General features: G+C 45.8%; 13 protein-coding genes. 2 read left to right on the top strand and 11 right to left on the bottom strand.

The annotated features are described in order from the left end of the window. Positions 1 to 92: 92 nt before the first annotated feature. The 3 genes from QL234_RS10765 to QL234_RS10755 all read right to left on the bottom strand — a co-directional run bounded on the left by QL234_RS10765 (position 93) and on the right by QL234_RS10755 (position 5076). On the bottom strand, positions 93 to 1937 hold the full coding sequence (locus tag QL234_RS10765; protein ID WP_281557838.1) for a hypothetical protein: 1845 nt from the start codon (positions 1935 to 1937) through the stop codon (positions 93 to 95). A gap of 42 nt (positions 1938 to 1979) precedes the next feature. Continuing rightward, a complete protein-coding gene (locus tag QL234_RS10760) occupies positions 1980 to 3479 on the bottom strand; it encodes a hypothetical protein (RefSeq protein WP_281557837.1) in 1500 nt (499 codons plus the stop codon). 568 nt (positions 3480 to 4047) lie between these two features. Beyond that, positions 4048 to 5076, bottom strand: a complete 1029-nt coding sequence (locus QL234_RS10755; protein WP_281557836.1) for an AraC family transcriptional regulator ligand-binding domain-containing protein — start codon at positions 5074 to 5076, stop codon at positions 4048 to 4050. Positions 5077 to 5211: 135 nt separating this feature from the next. On the opposite strand from QL234_RS10755, the gene QL234_RS10750 reads away from it, so the two are divergent. Continuing rightward, entirely contained in the window at positions 5212 to 6288 is a 1077-nt protein-coding gene (locus QL234_RS10750) for a hypothetical protein (RefSeq protein WP_281557835.1), read from the top strand. 180 nt (positions 6289 to 6468) lie between these two features. Here QL234_RS10750 and QL234_RS10745 read toward each other — a convergent pair whose 3' ends face one another. The 5 genes from QL234_RS10745 to QL234_RS10725 are packed head-to-tail and all read right to left on the bottom strand — an operon-like array spanning position 6469 to position 8648. Further along, a complete protein-coding gene (locus tag QL234_RS10745) occupies positions 6469 to 6891 on the bottom strand; it encodes a MerC domain-containing protein (protein ID WP_281557834.1) in 423 nt (140 codons plus the stop codon). Positions 6892 to 6905: 14 nt separating this feature from the next. Further along, positions 6906 to 7397: a Fur family transcriptional regulator gene (locus QL234_RS10740; RefSeq protein ID WP_281557833.1), complete on the bottom strand. Its 492-nt coding sequence runs from the start codon at positions 7395 to 7397 to the stop codon at positions 6906 to 6908. A gap of 5 nt (positions 7398 to 7402) precedes the next feature. Next, positions 7403 to 7864: a DUF2796 domain-containing protein gene (locus QL234_RS10735; protein WP_281557832.1), complete on the bottom strand. Its 462-nt coding sequence runs from the start codon at positions 7862 to 7864 to the stop codon at positions 7403 to 7405. Next, positions 7827 to 7964 (bottom strand): hypothetical protein, encoded by a 138-nt coding sequence (locus QL234_RS10730; RefSeq protein WP_281557831.1) that lies wholly within the window; start codon positions 7962 to 7964, stop codon positions 7827 to 7829. The genes QL234_RS10735 and QL234_RS10730 overlap by 38 nt, the downstream gene beginning before the upstream one ends. Positions 7965 to 7970: 6 nt before the next feature. Then, entirely contained in the window at positions 7971 to 8648 is a 678-nt protein-coding gene (locus tag QL234_RS10725) for a DUF1826 domain-containing protein (RefSeq protein ID WP_281557830.1), read from the bottom strand. Positions 8649 to 10005: 1357 nt separating this feature from the next. Between QL234_RS10725 and QL234_RS10720 the strand changes: the two genes are divergently transcribed. Beyond that, the gene (locus QL234_RS10720; protein ID WP_281557829.1) at positions 10006 to 11697 is read left to right on the top strand and encodes a HAMP domain-containing methyl-accepting chemotaxis protein; all 1692 of its coding nucleotides are present in this window, start codon (positions 10006 to 10008) and stop codon (positions 11695 to 11697) included. Between the two features lie 147 nt (positions 11698 to 11844). On the opposite strand, the gene QL234_RS10715 is transcribed toward QL234_RS10720, so the two are convergent. The 3 genes from QL234_RS10715 to QL234_RS10705 form a co-directional block, all read right to left on the bottom strand. Beyond that, positions 11845 to 12324: a prepilin-type N-terminal cleavage/methylation domain-containing protein gene (locus QL234_RS10715; RefSeq protein ID WP_281557828.1), complete on the bottom strand. Its 480-nt coding sequence runs from the start codon at positions 12322 to 12324 to the stop codon at positions 11845 to 11847. A 293-nt stretch (positions 12325 to 12617) separates the two neighbouring features. Beyond that, complete coding sequence (locus QL234_RS10710; RefSeq protein WP_281557827.1) at positions 12618 to 13151, bottom strand: MerR family transcriptional regulator; 534 nt, start codon at positions 13149 to 13151, stop codon at positions 12618 to 12620. Positions 13152 to 13198: 47 nt separating this feature from the next. Continuing rightward, on the bottom strand, positions 13199 to 13789 hold the full coding sequence (locus tag QL234_RS10705) for a hypothetical protein (RefSeq protein ID WP_281557826.1): 591 nt from the start codon (positions 13787 to 13789) through the stop codon (positions 13199 to 13201). Between the last annotated feature and the right edge of the window lie 139 nt (positions 13790 to 13928).

The raw sequence follows: 13928 nt of genomic DNA, 5'->3' as shown, positions 1-13928 counted from the left end.
CTTCCGGGGAAATCCGGGAGCGGTTTTTCTTTTCTCCATAACAAAGCGGTGTTCATCTGAAAATTAACTTTTCATGATGCCGCCTTATGGCGTTAATTTTTAGGTACGATACTGATAATCAAAGGGGCTTTTGGTGACACTGTGTATTCAACCGCGCCAATATCCGGCAATGAACCTCTCGGGTTGCCCAAAAAGTCTGTACTCGGAATGGCGACACCGCCTACACTCCCTTGATAACCCAGGTTATAAGCCGGTGACTGGCTATCCTTGGGATAAGGCCTGTTTGCCTCAAGCTCCATGGTCTTGATATCGTACGCCGTGTGGCGGATATTGGGATCTACCCTTAAAAAGTGAGGGTTGCTGGCTATGCTGTAATCGGCATCATTAAAATAGGTCGGCATATTATTTTCATCCCTGTTGGTGACGATAGTACAAAGTCCTTCATTGGCGTTATCACCGGTTGGGACATTGTTGTTAAAGGCATTACAGGGATCGCCGAAGTTTTTCACCTGATGGATAATATTGTTGTGAACCTGACGGTTGGGGAAATTCAGCCCTTCTTTATGGAAATACAAGCAGCTGTTTTGCGCATCCCCCGGCGTTTCGTCGATCAAACCATAGAAAATATTGTTAACCGCATACAATGACTGATTATCAATCCCCATTTTCAGCCGGTCATTTGCAGAGATGATACAGTCACCTTCAGAAATCAGGGTATTGTTCAACAACACGCTTTTGTCATCGGCGGCCGCCCAGCCAACAATGACTGCCGTGCCGGCGGCGCGACAGTGCTCACCGTTGGCGCCTAAGGCTGCGTCCTGATCCGCGTTCCAGCCACAGTTGGAGATAATCACGTTATTCACCAGTTCGGCATTGCCGGTGAGTTTAAGCTGGTTGCCGCCGTTACCTTCGATACGGGAGTTTTTTACGGTAATCTTACCGCCCAGTTCATGATAAAGCAGGTCGATACCGTCACTGTTGTTATACATTATCTTAGTGTTTTCAAAGACCCAGTCGCCACCGGTTTGCCCGGTGCCTAAGCCATCGCCATAACCGCCAAGATCCTGCTTGGCACAGGCATGCGGCTGATCATGGCTATCGCTACCCGGTTGGTAGATTAATCCACAGCCACTGAAGGTAATTGCCGAGTCTTTAAAAGTAATGGTACCGGTGACATTGTCTTCACCGAGGATATCGCCGTTCCAGCCGGCCCCTGAGTTGGCGAATAATTCAACTCTTTCCAGGGTGACATCACCTAAACGCCCGGCACTGATGCCGGTAGTAAGCCCTTTGACACGGATATCGGTGAGTTTGATATTGTCGGCATCCGCCAGGTAAATCCCGATATCGGCAAACGGTTTATCATAGGGGCTGGAACGATCACAAACCAGGGAAGCATCCGGAAAACCATTGGCCTTAATGCAGCTGCTGTGGTCTGTGATTTCCAGGCATGACATTTCTACATTTTCGCTGCCGTCAAGGGTAAAAAGCTGTTTGGCCCGGCCCGAACCCCATAACGAAGGTGGTGCGCTACAACCCTGGTCCCAGCCTTCACCGCGAATACGGGTAGGGTTGGCGACGGTGCCGGAGGGAATGCTTGGCATTGTACAGCCATAGGCCCAGCCGTCATGACAGCCTCCGCTGGTATATTCTCCATGGCGGCCCATCTCATATTCTGCAACCGAACCGTCGGCATTATTGGCGATATTGATGGTATCGCCACCGGCAATATGCGCGACTTTTTTTTGCGGATCGAGTAATTCGAAGATATGTTTTACGGCACATAAACCGTCTGGTATCGCCTCATCATAAGCTTTATCTACAGTACCGTTACATTGGCTTAAGGTGCCGCCGTCGGGGCGAACGAAATATTCTGTAGCATAGGCCTGGCCCAATACACAACAGCCGAGTAGGGGTAATAATATTTTTGACTTCATCCTAAAACGCCTTTAAAAAATTTAATAAAATATAGGGAGAATCTAATTGCTGACCTGAAAATAAAATTCAGCGGAAGTTTCACTTTCCATGCCTGTGGTACTGAAGGCTTTCATGGAGAAGTAATATTCACCGTTAGCCAAGTTGTATAGTGTCAGGCTTTCAAGCTGGGGATCGGTTACGGTAACCACAGTATCAGGACTGCCCTGAACCGTGCCGTAATAGATTTTGTAACCGGCGATACCTTCTAGGGCGCTATTATCAACATTGAGTGTCGGCGCCTGCCAGTTCAGGGTGACACCGGGTCCGGCTGGGGTCGGTTCTTCTGTACCGCCTTCATTGCTGCCACTTTCATTGCTGCCGCCTTCGTTGCTGCCGCCTTCATTGCTGCCGCCTTCATTGCTGCCACCTTCATTGCTGCCACCTTCATTGCTGCCACCTTCGTTGCTGCCGCCTTCATTGCTACCGCCTTCATTGCTGCCGCCTTCAGTACCGCCATCGCTATCGGTAGCGTTAAGGCTGAAAGAAAATACATGAGGTGTTTGGCTGGTATTGCCTGCTTCATCCTGACAGCGGGCATAGAGCAGGTAAGCATTGTCGGCAGCAACATTTGACCAGCTGGCCTGGTGCGTCAGGCCGTCGGCTGAAGCCGTCAGCAGGTATTGCATTTGCTCAAAGCTGGCATAGGGGGAACGGTCAAAACGACATTGAGAAATCTCGTTTGTTTCCAGTAATAAATCAACACTTTGCGTTGTTGATAAAAAAGCCGCGCCATTAGGCTCTGAGCGTAAAACCAAAGGCTCCAATTCATCGTCGGCAAAGGTGATGGTTAATTGCGGTCGGTACTGAACTTCACTGTGCTGTGAAGTGCCGGTAAAGTATTGGATGTTGGCATCATCACTGGCATGGGTTAGTGCCCAGCCGTGGTTAGGGCATTGTCCCAGCTGCATGCATTGAACATCTGAAGTGACATCTACAGTGTAAGCGCTGCCGACAGCATCTGTTTGTGCCGGGCTGAATGCCGGTGCTTCATCAGCACTGCGTAAAACCCCTGCAAAATAATCGGCATTAAGATCCTCCGGGCTGTCGGGATCCGATAAGCGCCATTTGATATCTGTGCCTGTGCTGTCATCCCTGGACTCCAGGTTTGCGCCGGTGCGAAATCCTTCGGCGAGTTTCCAGCCGCTGGTATAATCCCCGCCCAGGTTATCCGGGTCCAGTATTTGGCGAACGTCAATATCGGATGCGGTATAGGCCCAGCCGCCCACCCGGTAAAATGTCAACTTGGCATCAAGCACCCGGCCTTGTCGGTTAAGGTCGCCGAGGTCGAAATATTCAATATTGTAACGTCGGTTAACTCCGCTGTATCTGAAATAATGAGCCGTTTTGTCTGTGCTCTGGTGACGGCCACCATCGAATATCACTGAAAGTGCGCCATCATAACCATTAACTCCCTGTTGATAGCTTATCTGCTGATCTGCATTGGCAGCATAGGCGCAAAGCCCCAGCAAGGTGGCAATAACAGTCTTAGATCTGAATAACATGATAATTTTCCTGTTAAGTAAAATAAAAACAACGTAAAGCTCGAATCTAAATTGCCTTCCCCGGTATTTTTTAGTGGAGATAAGGGGAAGTTATTGTTAGTTAAGGTAAAAATCAAAGTAGAGGCTGGAAGCGGAAATTAGCTAAATAAATTAAAAAAGTGAATAACGGAGGAACGATCTCAAGCTAACCGTATATAGGATGTGCTGTTACAACGGATGAAGAATTGGATGATTGTTCTGTTGTTAGTGTCAAATGTACTTCAATGATCATTTATCAACTGCTTACGGCCAACTTTGACAATTCCATGTAGACCAACTGAAAACATTCTGTAATAAAAATGATGACGGCGCAAGAGCTTGATAGAAGAGTCTTTGATATAAAAGCAAAAAATCAGCACAGAGTAAACAGATATGGGCACACAAAAAACTGGCCCCTAGCGAATAAAACACGCAATGCGGGACATCCACAAAGCTGCACAGCTAAAAAGTAGCGGCTATACGTCACCTTTGGCTGGCCAGTGCTGCGGATTTTAACCCCGGCACGGTAACTTTATCCTTAAGGAGCCGGTTATGGCGATATAGACCAACGCCTGTAAGCCTTGTAAAGGCTGCTGCTGTCATAAAAACATAACTGCTGACATTGCTGCTCAACGGTTAACTTATTTTCAATTCCCCGCTGGGCCATGCTCTTTCTTACCTTATCCAGTAATTTGCTAAAACTTGTCTGCTCGGCTTTGAGTTTACGGTATAGGGTAGAGCGGCTCATATGCAGCTGTTCACAAACATATTGCTGCTGAGAATAACGGCGCAAGTCAAAAGATAATAAGGCGTTTATTTGCTCCGACAGGCTTTTATTGGCCGATAACTGATGCAAGATAGATTTTGCCCGTTCACCAATAACTTGCTTCAGGTAGGGATTGGCATGGGGGATAGGTAAACGCATCACCTCCCGGGAGAGCACAAGATAATTAGACCCGGCACTAAAACGAACCTCTTTACCAAAAACCTTATCGTAATCACTGTGATGCTGTGGGCGCGCATAAGCAAACCCGGCGCGGATCACAGGTATGGTAAAACCACAAAAATAACCTGCCCAGGCCAGTAAGGCCGACATACTCCGCTCGATTGCCGCCACGGGGTAGCTGCTGTCGAGAAATTTAAAACTCAGCACATAGCTGTTTTTCTTTTTCGACAAGCACCAAGTTTCCGAAGGGTTCAATAACATAATATGGCGGTTAAAAATGTTGAATATCTCTGCAAGCGTCTCCGCCTGAGAAATCCAATTTGCCAAAATACCTTTGGCTTGCTCATTAACCCTGCAGCCTATGGTTAAACCAAAACCTGGCTGTAAAGTTTTTTCCTCAGCCAGCAACCATAAGCGCAGTAGATATGCCTCAGGTGATCGCTGCTCCTGCACTAGCGTCGAGGCCGGCTCTGACCAGTACTTGTCGGTGAAATATTGGCGAAGTGGGGGAGCGATCAACTCAATATCTTGCCGCGTGATGATGTTTAACGCCAATAACTGACGCGCCAGGTCAATCACGGCAATGGCTGACACAGACTTTTCCGAGATGTTTTCACTGTTCTTGTTGAGCATAAGTCCTTTATTACCGGCCACTGACAAGGTTTTGGTTAAATTGACACAAAAAGCCGCAAAGTTGAAGCCCCGGGACATAACTTAAGCAAAACAATGCCTTTAAGATAAATAAACAGAAAAAATAGGAGGCTGCTGATGTCATTTACCGCAGATATTTGCAATGAACAAGAGTTAAGAAAAATTATCCCGCCTTACCACCAACGTATGGATAAGCGCATTCAAACCACCTTAGATCACTATTGTCTCGAATACCTGGGCCAGGCTACACTCGCCTGCATTGCCTTCGCGCATCCGGCCCTGGGGTTTTATTATCTCGCGTTAAACGAAAAGACCTTGTTGTCTGTCACACCCGAAGCCCTGAATATTTGCTTGCCCGCCAAGTCCAGCCAACCAGCCTTTAATAACGGGCAACTAAACGGGCTGCTCACTGAGCAGAATACCTGCAGTCTCTACTTTTTTATTCCCGGCATAGGTCATGGCTTGCGTTTAAATGGGTTTGCACAGGCAAATATGCAAACCGGCACAGGTGAAAGCACGCAAACCATAATATTTCATGTGCTCAGTGCTTATTTTCAATGTTCGCGGGCCGCCGTCAGGGCGGGTTTGTGGCAGCCGGTGCAAACAGCAGATATGCAAACAAAAGCTTTTACCAACACTGACACCACCACGCTCACCGATGATGCCATAGGAATGATCGCCTTGGCCCCTTATTTATTATTGCTGAGCCAAAATGAACAGCGAGCCACCGAGCTTTCTCCCCGTGGCGGCCAAGCCGGTTTTGTCAAAGTACAAGACAACCATACTTTGCTGATGCCTGAATGGCCGGGTAATAAAGTGGCCATTAGCTTACGTAATATTCTTAAGCAAAAATTTGTGTCACTGTCTTTTATTATCCCGGGTTGTGACTTCACCTTAACAGTACAGGGAGAAGCGAGCTTAACATCGGATAGCCGGGTTTTATCGACTATGGCAATAAAAAACAAAACGCCTTTGCTGGCCATTGCCGTATTGGTTAAACGGGTGATCATTGAGCAAAATGCAGGCTTAAACCCAGCTTTGTTCTCGCAGGCAGATAACCATAAAGATGCCGGGCAGTTAAGTGCATTTTCCAAGGTGATGGCGGAGCATCTCAACGGCAAAGGATTACTGGGCAAGGTATCACGGCCTTTGGTTCATTCGGTGATCCGCCATGATTTAAAGCATTTATATTAGGGTTAGCCCCTCAATATTAAGCGTGTTCCTGCTTCGGCGTTTTTATGCTTAATCCGTAGACGGGTCAGTTAAAGTCAGCGATCAACCATTCTTTATCATCGCTAAAGTACAGGGGGCGGGTTTTGCCCTGGCCCTGAATATTCACGATATCGAAAATTATGATGAAGAATGAGCGGTAAACTAAAGCTGTGAACTGCCCTTGCTGTCAGGACAAGGGCATGGGCTCAGCTGATGGCAAAGTTGGAAGTTTTTATAATGTGCCAGAGCGATCAGGGTTGCCCCTGCGACGGTTAACAGCTTCTCTCCTGTTTCTCCCAGCAGGCTTTCACCTAAGTACAGCGCCGCGATCAGCCCTGCCAGGCCGAAAAGCCCGCCAAAAAGCACGGAGCGTTTTTTGTGCTTTTTACAGCCTAAGGTTAATGCATAAATACTGGTGGGGATCACCGCCAGCACCATCCACAGGTGAAAGCTTTCCTGCTCCAGCGGTAATGCCGCTATGCTTGGCAGCAAAACAAGTATCAGCGGAAAGGCCAGGCAGTGGAGCACGCAGAGCATAGACAAGCTAATGGCTAATTTATCGGTAGAGATTTGTAACAGCTTCATTTAGTTAACCTTTGTTAAATTTGGCTATGGGCGGTGTTGGCATTGCCATCCCCTTGGAGCAGGCAGGCATTGCATATGCAGTTCAGTTCTATTTGCGGAGATAACAGCCGATAGCCGGTTTGTTTCATGGCGCCGGCCAGTTCGGCCCGCATGGCTGAATCAAGGCGGGTTTCATCCACCCGCTGGCATTGCTGGCAAAACAAAAACTGCGACAGGCCATGCGAGTGCCCGCAGCCGATATGGGCACAGGCAACGTATTTGTTGGCAATATTCAGTTTGTGGGCTAAGTGCACACCCTCCAGAAATTCCAGGGTGCGGTAAATAGACATAGGCGCCAGTGGCTGATTGAACTGGCTTTCAAATAAATCCAGTAATTCATAGGCGGACAGGGCTTTTTCGGCTTGCAGCAGCAGGGAGAGTACCCGTTTACGCTGCGCCGTGAGACGACTTCCGTGTTGCTGGCATTGCTTTTCTGCCTGCAAGAGATATGTTTGTACTTGCTCCACTGTATCTACCTTAGGTTAATGGTTTTGTTGGACGGGGTAAGCAGGGCAGAGCCTTGCTGCGATGACCTGAGCCGCACGGCGTGTATTTTTTCAAGCGCAGCAAACGGCCTGAATAATTCAAGTGAAACCGATGTCAACTCTTCGGATGATTGGCAGTGAAACCGGTAGCCGGCAATGATTTCTGCATGCTCAGCCGGCGCCGGTTGAGGCTGGCGGGGTAAGGCTGCCTTTTCACTTGGCTCAATGGCGCTGATATTGATCTCGACATCTTTGAGCAGGCAGCTGGTGCCATGGAAGCGGATAATATTGTTGGCTAACGAGATCTGCTGCTTAATATCGGCCAGGTGTGCTCTTTCGGCCCCGGTAGCGGCCCTATGCTCAAAACCGGCGAGGCTTTGGGCAGGGGCGCTAAGCTGTAAATGTATGGCGTTATTTTCCATGGCTAAGTTCAGCGTAACCGTGAACATGTGCGCCGTGATCGCCGGCCAGACTCGGGCACGAATAAGCCAACAAGGGCAAGAAGATAGCGCCAATCAGCCGCTTGGTGCCGGGAAGAAGTTTGGTCATGGCGGCTCAGTCAATAAAGTCCAGGGTCAGTAACAAACGCTGTTCATTTGGAGGCAGGGCCGGTGAGCGGTGCACTAAACCTGCATTTTCGTTGCCAAACCATCCTTCACCTTTTAACAGGGCAACGTCGCCGGCGGTTAATTTTTGAATGTCGGATTGGGCACGCATAAGTCCCGAGCTTTCATCGGGCAAACCATTGCAGCCTGCACCCAGTTTTGAACGATCCAGGGTTTCATGTGGCAGCCATTCGGTGGCTGTGCCGCAGAAAGTTGTTACCAGGCGGCAAGGGACTTTATCGACATGAAATTTGGGACACATAGGGCGATCTAACAGGGTAAGCCTGAGGCCGGCCCGCTTTAAGTCAAAAAGCGTGCAAAACATGTCGACTAAGGTGCTGATATGCTGACATAGCTCATCTGTTGCTGCTAAATCCGCTAAATGCTCAGATATCTGCGCGCAGGCATCTTGCGGCGTAACCGAAATGACCGTTTTTAGGTGGGGAGTTTCAGCAATCAGTGTCTTTACGCTGTCAATCAGTGTCTCTGAACAGGTGTACTGCCAGACAGCCAGGTTGACGTCTTCCCGGTAAATATCGGCCAACACCGACGGTTGCTCTGATATCGATGCTCGCCGGGGGTTGGTGGCCGGTAAGTCTGTTGCTATAGCCGCTGCTGAGTTTGTCATAGGTTTACCTGCTCTGATCTTGCTTTTGAACTGCATAGTTCAAAGAGTTATCCGTTAATGTCCTTGCCTAATGCTTTGCCATTTGTGAGTTCACTTATACATTCCGTGTAAATGTTTATATTTATATTAATGTGATATTATAACAAAAGTAAAGAGGTGTTTTTCATGTGTTATGGTGAAAAATAAATCTGATGAGGTATGTTTATATAGTTATTTTACGATATAAAATGGAGTTAATAATTTTTTTGCTGTTGATTTTAAATGAATTTGTTTTTATTTTATGTATTTGTGAGAATTTTAATTTAAATGAGCACAATAAAGACAATAGCGTTATAAAGTATGAGTTCTTTTGTTATAAGGTATCCTTTGTGTTGACCTGCTTATTATCCCTTTCTGAACTATGGGCAAACCCCGGTCAAAGTTAGGTAGCAAGAGTGCATGGCCTGGATTAAAAACGATACTCCAAACCTATGTGTATTTGTTTTTGTGGTAAAGGTAGCCCTTTAACTTAACAAAGAGTTGGCTCGGTTCAGGATCACCATTGAGCTTGAATACTTGTTCAGGCCTTAAGAGTTGAGTTTTCTCTGCTTGCTTAGCTGGCAGCTGAGAGTTGACGCTTAAAGCAACAGCCATAAGTAAAAACCAATAATCAGGACTGAACTTTTCATCGCCATGCTCTAAGACCCCAGGCAAAACTATAATGCTAGTTTTACAGAAATATGATTTGTCATAATATAAAGAGCAATATGCTTCCATATTTTTGGAAGTATAGATGTTGATGTGAATAAATAGAATGTGATCTCTAACAAGTTTCTCCGCAGGTTCAGCATAGATTCAAGCAAGCTAAAGTGATCAATTAAAGGGAGTAGATTGTTATTAATACAATCGGCAATGGCTCATTGCGAATAGCTGTACGTTCTACTTTGGCAATAATAGCTGTTCTGGCATAAACTTTTCATGGGTGACAGGAAGTCGCATCAGATAACATCATTGGAGCAAATTATTTGTTATCGAATTTATTCACAAGATACTGTCCTGTAACTGAATAAACCCATATCAATCTGAAGATATTGGTTTATACACCAGATAATGATAAGAACATAAATATCCACCTATATCATTAAAGAGTAAATTCAGTAAAAACAAAGGCTTTTTAGCCTTCCCATTGGTTACTATTAAATATTGGAGGGTCAATTGTGAAAATCAACCTGGAGGAGCAATGTATTGCAGGGAAGCAAAGCGGAAATAAGTCGTATCCATCATATTCTATCAATACAAAGGGTTAAAGTACTCTGTAGGAAGATAAGTACTCATTTGGCTAAGCAAGAAAGCGATAAACAATTAAGGTACTGTAATTATGCTAAAAATTAAAATCTCTCACAAAATTTACTTTATGGGAGCAATACAGTTTTTACTTATCCTGCTCGTTGGTTTAATCGGTTATCTGCAAATGGCAAAGATAGGTGCAGAGCTCGTTACCATTGCAGAAGAAGACATCCCGTTAACCAATAAAATATCCATCATTACCGAAAATCAATTAAAACAAAGCATTCTCTTTGAGAAGTTAATGTTTAAAAGTGCCATATTACTGCTGGATAACAGTGTTCCCGGCGATGACTACAAGCAATTAATAGAAGAGATTAAGCAGCTAACCCTGGATGATAAAGCGAAATTAAAAGAGACTCTCAACTTTATCAGCCGCATTCTCAAAATTGCCCATAGCGAAGAAGTTACAGCTGAATTTAAATCCTTACAGAGACAATTAACCGTTATAGAAGCAGATCACTTCGAGCTGGCAGAGGCCATAGACAAACAAATTGACTTGTTATTGTCCCGGCAGCTTTCCACAGCCATTAAAATGGCCAGTGCGACAGAGCAGATGCAGCACGAAATAAATGACAAACTGGTTGATGTTGTACATGAAATTCAAAATTTTACCGCCCAAGCCGCCCTGCAAGCCGAACATGACGAACAAAGCGGTATCGTACAAATTGTGATCTGGCTCGTTATCGCCTGTATTGTGGCAATGATATTGCCTTACCTGGTAGCTAAAAGCATAACCACACCAATCCACTTACTCAATGCCCGTTTAACCGATGTATCCCAAGGGGAAGGCGATTTACGTCAAACATTACCTGAGCATACCCACGACGAAACCGGGCAGACAGCAATAGCCTTTAATGCTTTTTTGAAAAAACTAAGAAATATCATTGCTGAAATAAATGCTTCGGCCGAACAATTGGCGGAATCATCCGGCACCGCCAGTGAAGTTGTAGAACAAACGCTTGATAATGCAGAAAAACAACGTAATGAAACAGAGCAGGTTGCCACGGCAGTTACCGAGATGAATATGACCACACAGGAAGTGTCAAAAAATACCGGCCGGGCATCTGAAGCGGCAGAAGGGGTGCGTGCAAAAGTAGAGCAGGGCAATAACTCTGCGGTAGCCGGTCATAGTATCATGGAGCAGTTATCGGTTGAATTAACCAATGCATCGCAAATTATCGAACGACTGGCGGAGAAAACCACAGGGATAGGCACAGTGCTCGATACCATACGCGGCATTGCCGAGCAAACCAATTTACTCGCGCTTAATGCGGCTATAGAAGCTGCCCGCGCAGGAGAGTCCGGACGCGGCTTTGCTGTGGTTGCCGACGAAGTACGTAACCTGGCGCAGCGCACGCAAAGTTCAACCCTGGACATCCAGCAGCTGGTGGAAGGTTTGCAGGGTGAAGCAAAAAATGCCGTTAACGGCATGGTTAAGGGGAGCGAGCGGGCAAAAGTCTGCTTGCTTAAAAGCACAGAAACTACCGAAGCGTTTGAAAGTGCTTTTGATGCCGTTTCCAATATTACCGAGCTTAATGCCCACATTGCTAACGCCACAGGTGAACAGTCCACTGTGGTAGAAGAAATAAACCGTAATTTACTATCCATACAAAACATAGCGGCTACCACCAGCGAAGGGGCAAGAAAAACTTCAGACGCCAATATGTCTATTTCGGTATGTATCCAGCAGCTGCACACCAGTCTTTCGCAATTTAAAGTGTGAGCAAGTCAACGGCTAATAAAAGCAACCCGTATCCCGGGATACGGGTTGACATCATGACCTCGTGATTAACATAAAAAGAAAATTACGATGTGTAATCTACACCCTAAATCAATAGACAGGTCAAACGGTGATTCTCGGTCCTGTTTTTTAACTGCAATCTTCCAATTTTGCAGTTAAAACAGCCGGGGTTGTCGCATTCTGAGCCCGGAAGTATTCTATTCGACATTTATGTGGTGTTGCCGCCTGGGTATGATCAAAAACTGCAGGTGAAAAATTGCCATCAAAAGTAATATTATCAGTATCAAATTCGACTAAGCTGTTAATTGCTAAGCCTTTCCCTTGCTCTGAACCGTCTCCTCGCTCAATAAAATCAGGATAACCGTTATAAATGGCATAATATGTGTCGCCAATTTTTATATCGCTTACAGAGTTAGTGGTCCCTGAGATGATGCTTTTGGCATGCGCCATGACAATCGCGCTGCTAAGGCTTGCTTGAAGTGCTTGCATTTCAGCAACTCTGGCATCACCTGTTAAATCGATGAACCTGGGCAGGGCTGTTACGGCTAAAATACCTAAAAGTACAAGTACAACAACCAATTCTATTAGAGTAAAACCTTTAGCACTCATATACACGACAAAAATTTATATGTTTCTTTGGGGTATTGTATGTGAAATGAACAAGTTTGAACATTCTAATGGCGACGCCTGCACTTAAAGCTATCATTCTACATGCCCTGAAAGTCATCGAAGATCTATACCGAGGGACAAATTTAATTTCATAAAAACGCAGTCAAGCCCTTGGCCAAAACCATCCTTTACCACAGTGGCTCTTTTATCTCTGTAAAAACACGCCGCAATTGCTAAAAGCAATGATCAGCTCTAAAGGTTTAATTTTATTTCCACCGTACCAGCAAGTTTTGTTAAGGCTTGATATTTTGCCTTGACCAGGCCCTGATTTTTTCTATTTCATCCGCTTTACAGCCCAGCGACTCTAAAAAGTCGGCATGCATTTCCGGCAGATCTTTTTCAAACTCAACATGCCAGCGGTGCCTGGCTTCGGCATCCATGCCCGAGGCTTTAAGGATATTGACCCACTGCTCTTTATTCATGGTTCTTGACGTTCTTATCAAGGAATCACGCCCCAGCAGCCCGACAATTAATTGCTGCTGTAGTCTTAGTTTACTGATTTCACTGTTAAGGTTGATCAACCTTTGCTCTAACGCTTTTGTGGATTTTGTCTCGCCGGAATTGAGAATATCGGCAATCGACTCCAGCGATAGACCGGCTTCCCGGTACGTGGCGATCTTTTCCATGCGCTGAACATCACTTGGGGAGTACAAACGATAGTTAGCCTCAGATCTGGCTGAAGGCTTTAATAAACCGATTTTGTCGTAATACAGCAAAGTGCTTCGCGACAGATCATACTTCTTTCCTAACTGGTTAACCGTATACATAGGTGACTCCTCATTCTTTTTTCTGCCGACTTAGCTACTATTGACGGTTACAGGTGCTGGTTGATTTTATCCATATGGCTGACGATCAAGTCCCGCCATTCGACCATCATTTTGGCATAACTGGCCTGATCGTAATGCTTAAGCAGCTTTTTATTTCCCATTGACGTAAGCGCCGTTAATTTATAAGTAACATGAACCGTCGAGCCGCCCCTGCCATTTGCTTTTAATAATACATCAACAGTCCCGGTATCTGAGTCCGGGTTTATGCGGTGGTAACGGGCATGTTTAGTTTGTTTATCATAATCCAGCACCTGCCAATACGTTGTTTTACCGTTATGCCCGGTCAAAAATACGGTATCCGGTTCAAATCCATCGCCGCTTAAAATCACGGGATCCCATCCCGGCACCCAAAGTCTTTCGCCGGGGCCGGTAAACAGAGGCAATGCCTTTTCAGGTGCTATCTCTATTTCAAACGAACCGCTGCGCGAGATAGTGAGTGCATTTTCTTTAGAGAAACCAGCTCCTGAAATATGTGAAAAGTCAGAATTTTCCGTACTTTCATGATGATTTGCGTATAAGTTTCCGCTAAAAAAAATGCTTAAAGCACAAAGGCTGCCGGCTAGTGTTGTTTTGTTCATGATATTCCTCGCAGGTAATGAACCGTCTATAAGTAAGCCTGTACCCTAAAGTATGAAGCCATAGACAGGTCAACCGCTTTTTCATCAAGCTGTGCGAGTCTTAAGTTGACTATAAACCTTTTTATCATGGCTGTTTGAC

Source organism: Thalassomonas sp. RHCl1 (genome assembly GCF_947387555.1).
In the GTDB taxonomy this organism is placed as follows: Bacteria; Pseudomonadota; Gammaproteobacteria; order Enterobacterales; family Alteromonadaceae; genus Thalassomonas.
The sequence above is the reverse complement of the archived record's forward strand: the minus strand, read 5'-3'. Positions and strand labels throughout refer to the sequence as shown.